The following is a 14640-nucleotide window of genomic DNA, read 5'->3' as shown; positions in this document are numbered from 1 at the left end:
GTCTGGACGGGGCGAGGATGAGCGCGCCCGGTGCCGAAGAGGACGAGGCGGAGTCAGTCTGAGCTGGTCGGGAGCGTGATGGTACCGGGCTGCTCGATGGCGGCGAGCGCGGCGCGCTGCAGGTAGTGGCCCGGGTCCTCACCACGCAGACGGGCCGTCTCGATGAGCGAGTAGAAGAGGACGGCCACCCCGGTACCGCGCGGCGACTTGGAGCCGTAGTGATTCTTGCGGCCCACCACCATGTCGCGCAGCTGCCGCTCCGCCAGATTGTTGTCCAGCGGCCCCCAGGGGTTGGTGAGGAAAGAAGTTGGCATCTTAATCCTACTGTCCACGTAACCGGGGCAAGCCCATTCGAGAGTGGCATCCGGCCGGGGAGGCCCGGGCAGACGGACGTCAACCCCTCGGTTCACGCTCCGGAGGAATGACTCTCGGGAAGCGTCATGCCCCCGGCGGGCGCAGGAGCGCGAGCTTGCGCTCCACGAACTCGAAGCCGACCGAGGTGTAGATGGACGTCGCGGGCCCGTCCGAGACCGCGACGATGACCCACTGCTTCACGCCCCAGTGCTCGCGGGCGTACTCCGCGGCGCGCCACACCAGCGTGCCGCACAGGCCGCGCCGCCGGAAGTCGGGGTGCGTCTCCACCGATTGGTAGCGGGCAAGGGGACCCTCGTGGAAGAGGCCCAGGTCCGCCACCAACCGTTCCCCGAGGAAGGCTCCAAACCAGGCACCGCGCCCGGCGTCGGCCATGCGCCGGTAGCGCGCCAGCTGTCTCGCCTTGAAGTCGCGGTAGGGCGCCTCGTCGAAGTGGGGCTCGCGCATGAGCACCTGGTGCTCCAGCGCCTCGGCCCACTCCGCATCCGTCTCCAGGGGACGGAAGGTGGCCTCGGTGTTGGGGTGGGGCGGCGCGTGGACGGCGGAGGTCGCCAGCACCAGGTCCTCCGAGAGCTCGAAACCCTCACGCGTGAAGGGCGCGAGCGCGGCGGCGGACGGCTCGCCGCCACTCCAGCCGAACAGCACGTGCCGCACCTGGGGCGGCCGGCCGAGCTCCTCGACGAAGAGGTCCATCCAGCGGGGGAAGTCCCTTTCTCCGGGCGGCGCGTCGAAGATGAGGTAGTTGCCCCAGTAGAAGGTGGGGTTCGCCGGCGTGCGCACCACGAGGTACGGGCCGCGATCGACCACCTGTCCCTCGAAGCGAGGGAAGAACAAATCCGTTTCATTTCCGAGGGATGGGCGGGCCATGGCGGGGAGGATAGCGGGACAAGGAGAAGCACCCACGCCGCCGAGGGGCTCGGCGGGAAAAACATAAAGCCTTGGAGTTTCAGCGAAAGTCCGAGAAACTCCTGGGTTCTCAGATGGTCGGGGAGACAGGATTTGAACCTGCGACCCCTTGGTCCCGAACCAAGGCCAGGGAGCATCCAGCCGTTACCAAAGGCGATTCCCGATCTCTTCGGTCCGAAGTTCACCCGTCGTCTGGAAGCAATGGTGGAACAGGAGACGGATCGCTTCGCGCGGACGCTGGAAGACCGTGACGGAGGGACATGACTTCGTGAGTTCTCCAATGGGAGGGGACTCGCGCCGTGGTATGAAGCGTGGGCGGGAAGAACGATAAAGGACAGCGCATGAAGGCCACGAAGAAGAAGGGCAGGAGGCTGGGCCCGTTCCAACTCGGCAGACAGTGCAAGCACGCGGCGGCGGAGTTGGGCCCCATCCACGAGGCGCGCAACGTCCACACGGGCGCCCCGGCCCTGGTGATGACGCCCGGGCCGCGCTGGAAACCCAGGAGGAACTGGCAGGTGCGCGTCTTCTTCCAGGTGACTCCTCCCTTCATCGCGGTGCAGGTGGAGCAGGCTCCGGTCTCGGGCAAGCTGGCGGAGCTGGCCCGCCTGTTCACCCTGCCGCTCGCGGGGCTCGACGCAGTGGGGAACGACCCCAGGATGCGCGCCCACCTGACCCGCCAGCCCCTGGGACGATTCATGAGGCGCCCTCCGCTGAAGGTCCTGGCGGCCGCGGGATTCACCGTGCTCGCGCTGGGCACGGGTCTCTGGCTCGGCCTCTCGGGAAACCCCAAGGGCCTCGAGGGAGAGGAGCGCGCTGCTCACGGCGTGGCTTCGGAGGCCGTGTCACCGGCTGACGCGCCGAAACTGACCGACACCGCCAGCCCGAGTTCGGGGCCCATCGCATACCCCCTGCCCCAGAAGCCCTTCAGGAACCAGGCGGCGGCTCCCTGTCAGCCCAAGAGGGACGAAGTGGAGATCAACGGCGGGTGCTGGGTGGAGCTCGCCCGGCGCCCGCCCTGCATCGAGGACCAAGCCGAGTACCAGGGCAAGTGCTACCTGCCGGTGTCGAAGGACCGGGGTCGGCCGCCGCAGTCCGTCCACCCGTGAGCCCCGAGTAGCAGGGCCTGGGGAGGCACTGAGATCCAGGCCCCTCTCCGTCAGTCAAACAGGGCCCCCATTCCGCCTGGAGTCTCCGGCGTCCGCACGATTCCCTGCATCATTTTCTCCCTCACCGGCTCATCCCCGGTGGGCCCCTGTTCGGCCCGCGGATGAGACTTCCTGAGGGGGAGAGCGCCATGACCTGGGGGCAGAAGAGATTTTCAGCGCTGGTCTTGTTGGGGTGGTTGGCCGCATGCGGTGATGGGGGGGATGGTGGGGCTGGGGGACCCCCGGGCGATGGAGGCGAGCCGGGACCCTCCACACCACCTCCTCCCGAGCTGGCCTTCGTGCCGGCCCAGCTGGTGGAGACCTATGGTGTCGGCGCTTCGGTGGACCTGGGCGTCAAGGCGACGCTCAATGTTCCGCTGTCCGGCGATATCCACGCCATCATCGTCGATGCCGCCGGAGTGCTCCTTCCGGAGGTCGCCATCGAGCCCGATCGGGCATGGGCGGGCTCCTACTTCGCGAATTTCCGGACGAAGCCCTCCCTCCCCTTGGGGCGCCACCAGGGACGGCTCGAGGTGCACCTGTGCCAGGATGCGGGATGCGGCACACCGCACCCGGGCTCGCCCTGGTACCTGCCGTATGACTTCCAGATCATTCCGGACACGAACCTGACGCCGCTCACCCGCTGGGCCCAGGTGCCGGACTGGGAGACGTTCCAGGGCAACGCCGCGCACACGGGCTACGTCCCGGTCACCCTGGACGCGAGCCGCTTCTCGCCGAGGTGGCGCTGGACGGTCCCGGAGGACAGTGGCGGGGTGAGCTCGCTGACCGTCGCCAACGGGCTCATCTACCTGTCGAGTCCCATACGGTACTCCACCGTCGCCCGGCCCAGGGTGTTCGCGCTGAGGGAGAGCGACAACGGGAAGCAGTGGCAGTTCGACTTCAGCGCCCATGAAATCAACCCGCCAGCGGTCTCGGGCGGGAAGGTGTATGCCGCCACCAGCGGCCACAACACCACGTTCATGTGGTCATTCGATGCCGCCACCGGTGCGCAGCTCTCGAAGGCGGCGTTCGCCTCGCAGTGGGAACGCTACTACGCCCCCACGATCGAAGGCGGCGTCGTCTATACCAACGGCGGCTCCTACGGCGGGATGTACGCGTTCGGCTTCGCCGATGGTGTTCAGCGCTGGTTCCAGTCGCTGCCGCAGTACGACGAGTGGACGCCCGCGGTGGATGCGAAGTACGCCTATGCCTATACCGGCAGCAAGCTCAGCGCGCTGGACAAGACCACCGGCGCGGTCGCCTTCACCCTCGGCGACACCTCCCCCGGGCAGGGCGGGAGCATGTTCGGAGCGCCCGTCATCGGCTCGAGTGGCTCGGTGGTCGTCGTGAGCGGCGGCAAGGTCCTGAGCTTCAACCCGGCCTCGCGTGCGAAGAACTGGTCCCTCGAGGGCATGTACAGCGGCAACCCGGCGATCGCGAACGGGGTCATCTACGTCACCCACATCGAACCCTATCGCCTGGAGGCGCGAAGCGAAGCGACAGGTGCGCTGCTGTGGAGCTGGGCACCGGTCCGCCGCGATGAAGGGGCGCTCTACGGCTCGTGGGGCCAGGCCAGCGAAGTCCTCGTCACCGACAACCTGGTCTTCGTCAGCACGAGCAGGCGTGTGTACGCCATCGATCTCGCCACGCACGCGCCGGTGTGGTCCTACTGGGAGCCCGGGAGCCTGGCGCTCTCGGCCAACGGTGTGCTCTATGTGCAGGGCACGAACAGGCTGGGCGCCGTCAACCTGAAGTAGGCCCGCCAGGGGACCTCTGGATTCTTTGCATCATTCTCCAGGTCACGGGCTCTCCCCGGTGTGGGCCCTCGTCGGGCCGACACCGTGACTTCCAAATAGGGGGAGAGCCATGACGTGGATGCGGAGAGGACTTCTGGCGCTGGTGGTGGTGGTTGGGGGGGCCGCTTGTGGCAGGGGCACTCCTCCTCCCACGGGGACGGATGACCCGGGGGACTCCACGCCTCCGCCCCAGCCCCAGGTCATCGCGGGCTCCCTCACGATCCACACGCGCTTCGGGGAGACCGAAACGGAGGCGAAGAGCGTCTACGTCCTGCTCGGGGATGGGAGCCGGTTCTTCAAGCAGCCCGACGCCTCGGGCGACGTGACGTTCGAGGATCCTTCGCTCGTGGGGCCCCAGAACGTCACCCTGGTGGCGAACTTCGAGTCCGGCTTCTCGCAGGCGTACACCTATCTCGCGCTCGAGCGGCCGGAGGTCTGGCTGCCGCGGGTCGAGCCAAAGGTCCCTCCCGCGCAGAACCCGCAGCGCGCGTTCATCAGCGGCAAGGTGACGGGGATGCACGACGTGCACAACGTGTACGTGTATGCCGTCGGCCGGGACGCGAGGGGCTCCGGCTACGTGACCGCGGACGGGAGCTACCGCATCCAGGTCGAGGGCTCGCTGCCCTCCGTGATGAGCCTGTTCGCGGTCGAACGGGACCCGAGTCACCCATCCGATTTCAAAGCGGTTGGTTTGAAGAAGGACATCCCCGTGCCCGGCTGGCAGCAGGTCTCCGGGCAGGATGTCGCGCTCGACCACCCGGTCGACCGGCAACTACAGCTGAACATCGATGGCACGCAGACCTACCCGCAGCACTCCGGCTCGGCGAGGCTCTCGTTCTACCAGGACGGCCAGTACCTCTTCGATACGTCGAGGGACGCCTTCGCTTCCTACCCATCGCGGTTCCCGGCCTCCGTCCCGGCCATCGCGCGGACGGCTCCCTTCGACACGACCCGTGCGATGCTCTCCGTCAGCGTGGGAGCCGCCTACGAGCTCCCATCCGGGTCGGCGTTCGCTCGGGTTCCCGTGGAGGACTTCTCCTCCGCGACGCTCTCGCTCCCGAAGCCGATGGCCCTCACCTCACCCACCGCCCTGGGAGCGTGGAGCGACCCCGCCCCCGTGGTCTCGAACAGGGGCCTCGTCTTCCAGTGGAGCGGGGGGGCCGCCGCGCAGAGGGTGGAGTTCTCCATGAGCCCGGACTTCGACAACGTCGAGAAGTTCGGCTGGACGGTGATGGCACCAGGCTCGGTGACCTCCTTCACGCCCTTCCGCCTGCGCATAGGTGAAACGTCCTTCCCGCGCCCCTTCCGCGGCACCTACCGGATCACCCTCCGCGCCACCTTCGATGGCGCTATCGGCCACTACGCGGACCTCTTCACGCAGAAGCCCGCCAGTGATCCGCTCGCGCCGGCGTGGTCGACGTCGCTGGAGGGCAATCTGGCGTTCCAGTAGCCCGCGGTCCCCTATAGTCCAGAGGTGCTTCATCTACGCATACGCTGTCGAGATCGATATTGACGAGAGCCATGAATTGCCAGAACCCGGCTTGACTTTCACGATTGTCGCCAGCTCTCATGCTCGAACGTCCGTTCGGATCTATCGGGAGAGTACAAATGAAAAGGCATTCCTTCGTCATTGCTTCTGCGCTTCTCTTGTCCTTCTCCGGTGCGGCACTGGCTGCGGTGGTGACCGTTACCGGCCATGGTCAGAGCTACGATCCGGGCATGGCAATGCAGGCTGCTCGCGCCGACGCCATCGCCAAGTGCACGGCACAAGGCGGCACTCCGCTCGAAGAGGTATACAGTCACGTATCCCGGACCAACCTTTGGATTGCCGACGTCGTCATGAGATGCGAAGTCCCCTGATCTGGGGTTGGGCGGGGCGTAGCACGGAGGAGCCCACCGACGCGCAGAAGGCCGCCTATCAGGTCTGGCTGGCCGCCCCCTGGGAGGAGCCTGGCTAGCCCCACAACAGAAATAACAGGAAGATCGCCGCGGGGTACGAGAGCACCCCCGCCGCCACATGCATGCCGAAGAGGGCGCACCAATTGTTCCAGCAGATGACCCCGATGCTGGAGATCACCGTGTACACCGCGAACATGAGCCACAGCACCTTCCCGACCAGGCCACCCAGGGGCAGCATGGTCCCGGGGCTGGTGGGGATATTCGAGAAGGCCTCCGCCACCACGGCGAGCGCGCCCAACACAAACACGTGCACCAGGACACGCGCCGTCGGGTCCTGATTCTCGGAATCGGAGCCTCCGGCCGGTTCTCCCGTGATGTTCTCGGACATGGTGGAGCGGAGTCTACACAAGCCGGTGCCTCACCCGGGTTGTCGCACCCGAGTGAAACAAAAAGGGGTGCACGCCCGTGAGCGTGCACCCCTTGGAATGGAGCGGAAGCGGGCCGATCAGGCGGCGCGGAGCAGGTCGGCGACCTTGAACGCCGCGAACTGGCTCAGGTTGTACCGGTCGCCCTGCGCGGCAGGAGACTGATCGTTCTTGCGGGAGCCCATCAGGCCCGAGACCAGGTCCAGGACCCCGCCCGTGCTGTTGGCCTGCGAGCCCAGGCCGATGACGGAGCCGAGACCCGTCTTGCTCAGGAGCGAACCGGCCTGGCCCAGCAGACCGCCGCCGAGGTTGCCGACGAGGCCGCCGATGATGCCCTTGAGGCCACCACCGTTGAGCACGCTGTTCGCGACGCCGACGATCTTCGCGGCGCCCGCGATGAAGGGCCCGACGCCCGGGATGAACGAGGCAATCTGCCCAAGGGGCCCGTTGAGAATCTTGCTCGCGAAGCCAACCGCCTTCTTCGCGAAGTCACCGATCTTCTTGAACGCCTTGCCGATGCCCTTGATGAATCCCATGGCTTGCTCTCTTGTTTGGAAGGGGTAGATGCTGCGTTGAAGTGATTATCGCGAGCTGCGTCCGCGAGTTGTCAGTGGACGCGCTTTTTCGAGAAAGCCTCGTGGAATCAAGGCTTTAGCGAGGTTCGCCCCTTCTTCACCGCGTCTTCGAGGCCGGGATCAGCCTTGGTTTTCACGGCCTCGCCCCCCTGGGCATGGGCATCCAACGCCACGCCCTTCTTGCGAGCCTCCTCGAAACCACTCCGGGACTGCTGGCCGGCCTTGATGGCCTCGACGCTGGCGCGCACGTTGGCCTCGATGGCCTCGGAGGTGGGGGGCTCGACCCCCATCTTCCTCAGGTTCTCGTCGCTGACGACGAGGAACGCGGGCTCCACGCCCGGGTTGTTCAGGTAGTACCCGATGGTGTTGACGAACTCGTCCAGGTCCATCTCGAGCTCCGCGGCCATCTTCGCCACGTTCGGGTCCGCGAGGATCTTCGCGCGCTGCTCCGCGGAGATCGGCGGGGGGGCTGCGAGTTGCTCAATGTCGGAGGATCCTTCGCTCATTCGAACCTCGGGTGTGATGTGGGGACTGGAGATGGCCGGCGATTATGGTGGCGTCGTCCCGCCGTTGTCGATGGGCAGAAGGGCCGGCCGATGCACACGGCGACCCTCCCCCCCGCCCTCTCCCAAAGGGAGAGGGCGCTCAACAGCCGGTCTCTACAGCGCCGATGTCCGGGGCACTCCCGCAGAAAGGCAGGCCCACGTTCTCCCCCCCGATCCACCGCGGCGGAGGTCGGCCCGAAGGTCGGCGGAGCCGCGCCCGCGTCACCCGTGCTGGAGGTGTCGCGAGCGGCGAGGGCCTGACCTTCTTCGCGGAGAGGAGAGCTCGAACAGCTGCGCCTGCTCCGTCGCTTCGATGGTCTCGATGCCCTGCTTCAGGCAACGCTCGATGATGTAGGCGTCGTGTTGCGACAGTTATTACCGTTTCGGTATGCCTGTCGGTCTGCCTGTCCTCCTGGGATACACCGCTACCGAAGCGCTTCAGACAGGGGCCTCGACCCTCGTCTACCGCGCGTTGAGGGAGCTGGATGGGCGGCCGGTCACGCTCAAGATGCCCCTCTCCGAGCACCCAGCCCTCCGGGAGCTCGAGCGACTGAAGAATGAGTACGAGGTTGGGAAGAAGGTGGGGGGCCCGGCAGCGGTGAGACCGTATGCCCTGGAGCGCAGCCGGGACCGGCTGGTCCTGGTCCTGGAAGATCTTGGCGGCCGTCCCCTCTCTCAACTCCTCGGCCCCCCCATGGAGCCCGGGCGCTTCCTCCAGCTCGCCATCCAAATCACTCGAGCCCTCTCGGAGGTCCATCGACACGGCGTCGCTCACAGGGACCTCAAGCCCCAGAACGTCCTCGTCCACCCCGAAACGGGCGAAGTGAAGCTCACGGGCTTCGGGAGCGCTTCACTCCTCCCCCGGGAATATCAGGAGGTGCTGAATCCTCGGCTCATCGAAGGCTCTCTCCCCTACCTGTCTCCCGAGCAGACGGGGAGGATGAATCGGGCCGTCGACTACCGCAGCGACCTGTACTCGCTCGGCGTCATCCTCTTCGAGATGCTCACCGGGACCCTGCCCTTCCAGGCCTCGGATCCCCTGGGGTGGATCCACTGCCACATCGCCCGGCCTCCGCCGAGTCCCTCCAGCATCATCCCCGAGATTCCCGAGGCGCTCTCGTCGGTCGTCCTCAAGCTGCTGTCCAAGATGGCCGAGGAGCGCTACCAGAGCGCGCCTGGCCTGAGGTTCGACCTGGAGAGGTGTCTCGAGCAGTGGACAGCGCACGGGTCCATCGCGAGCTTCCCTCTCGGGGCTCATGACGTCTCGGAACTCTTCCAGATTCCGCAGAAGCTCTACGGCCGCGAGGAGGAGGTCGCCTCCCTGATGGACGCCTTCGCGCGGGTCGTCTCCCACGGCGCCCCCGAGCTCCTGCTCGTCTCCGGATACTCCGGCATCGGAAAATCCTTTCTGGTCCGCGAGCTGCACAGACCCATCGTAAGGGCGAGAGGGTTCTTCCTCTCGGGCAAGTTCGAACAGTTCAAGCGTGACACCCCCTACGCCACGATCGCTCAGGCCCTCCGTGAGTTCGTGCAGCAACTCCTCACCGAGGACGAAGAGAGGATCGCGGAATGGAAGCGGCGAATCCAGGGCGCCGTGGGGCTCAACGGACAGCTCCTCATCGAGGTCGTTCCCCAGCTCGAGCTCATCATCGGCAAGCAGCCGCCCCTGCAGGAGCTGCCGCCGCTCGAGGCGCAGCACCGCTTCCATCGGGTCTTCCAGCAGTTCTTGAAGGTGTTCACCCGCAAGGAACACCCTCTGGCCCTCTTCCTCGATGACCTCCAGTGGGCCGATGCCGCCAGCCTGCGGCTGATCCATTACCTTCTCACCCAACCGGAGACCCGGTACCTCCTGGTGATTGGCGCCTACCGGAACAACGAGGTCAGCCCTTCCCACCCCTTGATGCTGACCCTGAGCGAGCTCCGTCAGGCGGGAGCGGCGGTGAACGAGCGCGTCCTCTCGCCGCTCTCCGTCGAGCACCTCAACCTGCTCATCGCCGACACCCTGCACCAGGAGCCTCGCCATACCTGTTCCCTGGCCCAGCTCATCCAGGAGAAGACGCAGGGAAACCCCTTCTTCGCCACCCAATTCCTGACAATGATTTATCAGGAGGGGTTGATCGAGTTCGATCGGACGGCGGCGGCATGGCGGTGGGACATCAACCAGATCCGAACCAAGCGCTATACGGACAACGTCGTCGAGTTGCTGGTGGAGAGGCTCAAGCGCCTCCCGGACTCGACCCGGAACGCGTTGATGCTCGCCGCCAGTGTCGGCGAGCGCATCGACTCCAGGCTGCTCGCGGTGATTCGCGACATGCCGGAAGAGGAGATCCACCGGGAGATGTGGGAGGCAGTCCGGGAAGGATTGATGCTGAGGATGGGGGAGACCTATCAATTCCTTCACGACCGGGTCCAGCAGGCGGCCTATTCCCTGCTCCCCGAGGACCAGCGAAGCGAGGTGCACCTGCGAAGCGGCCGTCTCCTGCTGTCCCATCTCTCGCCAGCGGAGCTCGAGGAGAGGGTCTTCGCCGTGGTGGACCAACTCAACCGCGGTGCCTCCGCCGTCATCTCCCCCGAGGAGAAGGAGAGGATCGCGAGCCTCGATCTCCTGGCCGGGAGGAAGGCCAAGGCCTCCACCGCGTACCGCTCCGCCGTCAAGTATCTGTCCGCCGGCGTGACGCTGCTCACCGAGGGCTGCTGGGAAGAGCAGTACGCTCTGGCGTATGCGCTGCACGAGGAGCTGGCGGAGTGCGAGTACCTCAGCGGCGGCACTGAAGAGGCGGAGCGGCTGTTCACCCAGGTCATCAAACGGGCCAGGATGCGGGTCGACAAAGCCGCGGCCTATTGCGGCCTGATCAATCTCCATGTCACGAAATCGGAGAACGAGAGAGCCGTCGGCACCGCCCTGGAATGCCTCGAGCTCTTCGGTATCCGCATGTCACCCCACCCCGGCTGGAGTGAGGTCGAGGTGGAATATGGGAGGATCTGGGCGAGTCTGGGCGACCGTTGCATCGAGGAGCTCCTCGAGCTCCCCCTCATGACGGACCTCGAGATACAGGTTGCCGTGAGGGTGCTGGCGGCTCTGTTGCCCCCGGCATCCTTCACGGACCACAACCTGTTCCACCTCCTCCTCTGCCACATGGTGAACCTCAGCCTCCGGCATGGCATCTCCGACGCCACGCCCCATGGCTACGCCGGTTTCGGCTCCATTCTCGGCCCCACCTTCCACTGCTACCAGGACGGCTATCGCTTCGTGAGGCTGGCCCGCGACCTCGTCGAAAAGCACCACTACCTCGCCGTCAAGGCCAGGGTTCTTTTCTTCATGGGGAGGGTCGCCTTCTGGAATCGGCCACTCCCCGAGGCGCTCGGTTATTACAAGACCGCATTCCAGGTCAGCATCGAAACGGGTGACCTGGCCCACGCCTGTTACTGCAGCAACGCCCTCCTCATGACCCTGCTCACCCAGGGAGACCCTCTGAGCGAGGTCTACCGCGAGTCCGAGGTGCGGCTGGACTTCGTGCGCAAGGCCAAATACCAGGGTATCGGCGATATCATCGTCAGCACCCAACGCTTCATCCAGAACATGCGAGGGTTCACCCGGACCTTCTCGACCTTCACCGACGAGAGGTTCAGCCAGGAGGAATTCGAGGCCCGGCTGGCCGAGAGTCGGGGGACCGCGATGGCCTGTCTATACAATATCCTCAAGCTTCGGGCCCGCTTCATGTCAGGCGATTACGAGGAGGCGCTCGCGGCGGCGTCCCGGGCGAGAGAGTTCCTGTGGACAATTCTTTCCCACCTCCTGATGCATGATTACCATGTCTACGACGCGCTCACCCTGGCCGCCGTTCATGACAAGGTTCCACCAGATGAGCGTGCGAGCCTTCTGGAGACGCTCACCGCCCATCAGCGGCAGCTCCAGGAGTGGGCGGGGACCTGTCCCGAGACGTTCTTCAACACCTCCGCGCTGGTTTCGGCGGAGCTCGCCCGCATCCAGGGGAGAGACCAGGAGGCCATGAAGCTGTACGAGGCGGCGATCCGGTCAGCGCAGGAGAACGGCTTCGTCCAGAACGAGGGCCTCTCCTACGAGGTGGCCGCCCGGTTCTACCTCCAGCGGGGATTCGAGGACTTCGCCCGCACCTATCTCCGGAGAGCCCGAGCCTGCTACGAGCGTTGGGGGGCCGACGGGAAGGTCCGGCAGCTCGACGAGCGCTACCCGGAGCTGGTGGAGCGGCCCGTGCTCCCCATGTCCTCCACGGTCATGGCTCGCCCGGAGCAGCTGGACCTGCTCTCGGTGATGAAGGCCTCTCAGGCCATCTCCGGGGAGATCGTCTTGGAGCGGCTCCTGAAAACCCTGATGTGCGTCCTCCTCGAGCAGGCTGGCGCCCAGACGGGCGTCCTGATGTTGCGCCGTGGAGAGGAGCTGTCCATCAGCGCCGAGGCGTGGCTCGAGAGGGGGAATGTCGTGGTCCGGCTCTTTCCCGCGGAGCCCTCGGCCCTGGTTCCGCCCCAATCCCTCATCAACTACGTGAAGCGGACCCGGGAGCGAGTCATCCTGGGGGATGCGTCCGCCCCGGGGCTGTCTGGCTCGGACGGCCCCGCCGCGCCGAGGAGGCCCCGCTCCGCTCTGTGCCTGCCCATCTTGAGGCAGGGCGAGCTGGTGGCGATCCTGTACCTGGAAAACAACCTGGCGCGGAACGCCTTCTCCTCGGACCGGATGGCGACGCTCGACCTCCTGGCCTCCCAGGCCGCCATCTCCCTCGAGAATGCCAGGCTCTATTCCGAGGTGAAGGAGGAGATCCGCGAGCGCAAGCAGGCGGAGGCGGCCGCCTCGGAGCGGGCGGCGGCGCTGGCCCGTTCGGAGCATGCGCTCCATGCCAAGAGCCAGCTCCTCGAGTCCATCGTCGCGAGCATGGGCGAAGGCGTGGCGGTGGCAGACGAGAGTGGGCGGCTCGTGCTCGTCAATCCGGTGGCGGAACAGATCGTGGGAATCGGTGTGACGGACGCGACCCCCGGGCAATGGCCGGGGCGCTATGGCTTCTACCTGCAAGACCAGGTCACGCCCTACCCATCCGAGGCTCTGCCGCTCGTCCGGGCCATCCGGGGCGAGCCAGTGGACAGGGCGGAGCTCTTCATGCGTCACCCCTCGAGGCCGAAGGGGGTGTGGTTGCTCGTGACCGCGCGCCCGCTCAAGGACGACCTCGGCATCCTCCGGGGAGGGGTCGCCGTCATCAGTGACGTGACCGACGTCAAGGAGGCGGAGGAGACGCTGCGCAGAAGCCAGCGCCAGCTCCAGTCGATCATCGACAACACCCCCGCGCTCGTCTCCATCAAGGATGCCCAGGGACGTTTCCTCCTGGTCAACCGGCGCTTCGAGAGCCTCTTCGGGGTCAAGGCGGAACAGCTCATCGGCAAGACAGACGACGAGGTCTTCCCCCAGGAGCAGGCGGAGGAATTCCGAGCCCATGACCACGCAGTGCTCGAGGCTGGCAGGCCGCTGGAATGGGAGGAGGCAATGCCCCATTGCGACGGCCTTCATACGTACCTCTCCGTCAAGTTTCCCCTCGGAGAGGCGACCGTGACCTCCTACGCGCTCTGCAGCATCTCCACGGACATCACCGAGCGCAAGCGGCTGGAGATGGCGGAGCGCTTCCTGGCCAATGCCAGCCGGGAGCTGGTGACCTCGCTCGACTACGAGACCACGTTCCAGCGAATCGCCGGGCTCGCGGTCCCCGAGCTGGCGGACCTGTGCATCGTCTTCGAACCCGACGAGAGTGGGCAGCACCAACCGGTGGCGGTAGCCGATGTCCTCCCGTCTCGAGCCCAGCACGTGCGCGAGTTCCTCCAGCGCCATCCGCTGGCCGCCAGCGCCTCGGCCGGCCCGCACCGGGTGCTCAGCACCGACCAGCCGGAGAGCTACCCCGGGAGGCCCGGGCTCCTGGGGCAGCCCATCCCGGAGGAGGACCGATGGAACGCACTGAGAGAGCTGGAGTGGAAGCCCTCCCTCTGCATTCCGCTCCGGGCGAGGGGGCGCTGCCTCGGAGTGCTGTCGCTGCTCTCCACGCGGAGGAACCATGGATATGGCCCGGCCGAGTTGGCACTGGCGGAGGAGCTGGGACGTCGAGCGGCGTTCTCCCTCGACAATGCCCTGCTCTACCGCGAAGCCCAGGAGTCCATTCGGGTCAGGGACGAATTCCTGTCAATCGCTTCGCACGAGCTCAAGACGCCCCTCACCTCCATGAAGCTGCGCGCCCGTCATCTGGAGCTCACCCTCGCGCGCCAGCCCCTGGAGCCGCAGCTCGGCGGCACGGTTTCGAGAATGCTCGAGACGTTCGGTGACCAGCTGCAGCGGTTGGCGCAGCTGGTCGAGCAACTCCTCGATGTCTCCCGCATCGACATGGGGCGGCTCGAGCTGCGCCTGGAAGAGGTCGATCTCGCCGCCGTCGCGCGGGGGGTCGCGGACCGCCTCACCGAGCAGCTCGAGAGAGCGGGTTGCACTCTCGCGTTGGAGCTCGAGGGCCCCGTCATCGGGGCGTGGGACAGGCTCCGTATCGAGCAGGTCGTGATGAACCTGCTCACGAATGCCATCAAGTACGGGGCCCATCGTCCCATCCGGATGAAGGTGTGTAGCGAGGGAGACAGGGCGATGCTGCGGCTCGAGGACCACGGGATAGGCATTCCCAGGGAAGACCAGGCGAGGATCTTCGAGCGCTTCGCGCGCGCGGCCTCGCACAATTACGGCGGCCTCGGCCTCGGGCTCTTCATCGCGCGGCAGATCGTCCAGGCGCACGTCGGGCGAATCTGGGTGGAAAGCGAGCCCGGGAAGGGGTCGACGTTCTTCGTCGAGCTCCCTCGAAGCTTCTGCGGGCAGCGGCAGGAGTTGCCGCCGACGCCCGCCGGGACTGATTCCACGAGCCGCTCTCAAGCTGCCGCAGAGCACTCATGAATCCGTGGAGGACATGCGCAAGGGCCTCGATCGGCTC

The 14640-nt window shown here is 66.3% G+C and carries 10 protein-coding genes and 1 tRNA gene; 5 read left to right on the top strand and 6 right to left on the bottom strand.

Going from position 1 to position 14640, the window contains the following annotated elements:
• Positions 1-53: 53 nt before the first annotated feature.
• The 3 genes from JRI60_RS55075 to JRI60_RS09025 all read right to left on the bottom strand — a co-directional run bounded on the left by JRI60_RS55075 (position 54) and on the right by JRI60_RS09025 (position 1441).
• Positions 54-314 (bottom strand): IS66 family transposase, encoded by a 261-nt coding sequence (locus JRI60_RS55075; protein WP_204225439.1) that lies wholly within the window; start codon positions 312-314, stop codon positions 54-56.
• A 124-nt stretch (positions 315-438) separates the two neighbouring features.
• Positions 439-1239 (bottom strand): GNAT family N-acetyltransferase, encoded by an 801-nt coding sequence (locus tag JRI60_RS09030; protein ID WP_204225438.1) that lies wholly within the window; start codon positions 1237-1239, stop codon positions 439-441.
• Positions 1240-1353: 114 nt separating this feature from the next.
• Positions 1354-1441: transfer RNA gene (locus tag JRI60_RS09025), tRNA-Pro, on the bottom strand.
• A gap of 178 nt (positions 1442-1619) precedes the next feature.
• Here JRI60_RS09025 and JRI60_RS09020 point away from each other — a divergent pair.
• From JRI60_RS09020 to JRI60_RS09005, 4 genes are all read left to right on the top strand, one after another.
• Entirely contained in the window at positions 1620-2384 is a 765-nt protein-coding gene (locus JRI60_RS09020) for a hypothetical protein (protein WP_204225437.1), read from the top strand.
• Positions 2385-2722: 338 nt separating this feature from the next.
• Positions 2723-4180 (top strand): PQQ-binding-like beta-propeller repeat protein, encoded by a 1458-nt coding sequence (locus JRI60_RS09015; protein WP_204225436.1) that lies wholly within the window; start codon positions 2723-2725, stop codon positions 4178-4180.
• A gap of 118 nt (positions 4181-4298) precedes the next feature.
• A complete protein-coding gene (locus tag JRI60_RS09010; RefSeq protein WP_204225435.1) occupies positions 4299-5669 on the top strand; it encodes a hypothetical protein in 1371 nt (456 codons plus the stop codon).
• A 119-nt stretch (positions 5670-5788) separates the two neighbouring features.
• Positions 5789-6079: a hypothetical protein gene (locus JRI60_RS09005; protein WP_204225434.1), complete on the top strand. Its 291-nt coding sequence runs from the start codon at positions 5789-5791 to the stop codon at positions 6077-6079.
• 94 nt (positions 6080-6173) lie between these two features.
• On the opposite strand, the gene JRI60_RS09000 is transcribed toward JRI60_RS09005, so the two are convergent.
• From JRI60_RS09000 to JRI60_RS08990, 3 genes are all read right to left on the bottom strand, one after another.
• A complete protein-coding gene (locus JRI60_RS09000; protein WP_204225433.1) occupies positions 6174-6506 on the bottom strand; it encodes a hypothetical protein in 333 nt (110 codons plus the stop codon).
• Between the two features lie 117 nt (positions 6507-6623).
• The gene (locus tag JRI60_RS08995) at positions 6624-7079 is read right to left on the bottom strand and encodes a hypothetical protein (RefSeq protein ID WP_204225432.1); all 456 of its coding nucleotides are present in this window, start codon (positions 7077-7079) and stop codon (positions 6624-6626) included.
• A gap of 107 nt (positions 7080-7186) precedes the next feature.
• Entirely contained in the window at positions 7187-7624 is a 438-nt protein-coding gene (locus JRI60_RS08990) for a hypothetical protein (RefSeq protein ID WP_204225431.1), read from the bottom strand.
• A 427-nt stretch (positions 7625-8051) separates the two neighbouring features.
• On the opposite strand from JRI60_RS08990, the gene JRI60_RS08985 reads away from it, so the two are divergent.
• Complete coding sequence (locus JRI60_RS08985; protein WP_204225430.1) at positions 8052-14603, top strand: AAA family ATPase; 6552 nt, start codon at positions 8052-8054, stop codon at positions 14601-14603.
• Positions 14604-14640: the final 37 nt, after the last annotated feature.

The sequence above is a fragment of the Archangium violaceum genome (assembly GCF_016887565.1).
GTDB classification, from domain to species: Bacteria; Myxococcota; Myxococcia; order Myxococcales; family Myxococcaceae; genus Archangium; species Archangium violaceum_B.
The sequence above is the reverse complement of the archived record's forward strand: the minus strand, read 5'-3'. Positions and strand labels throughout refer to the sequence as shown.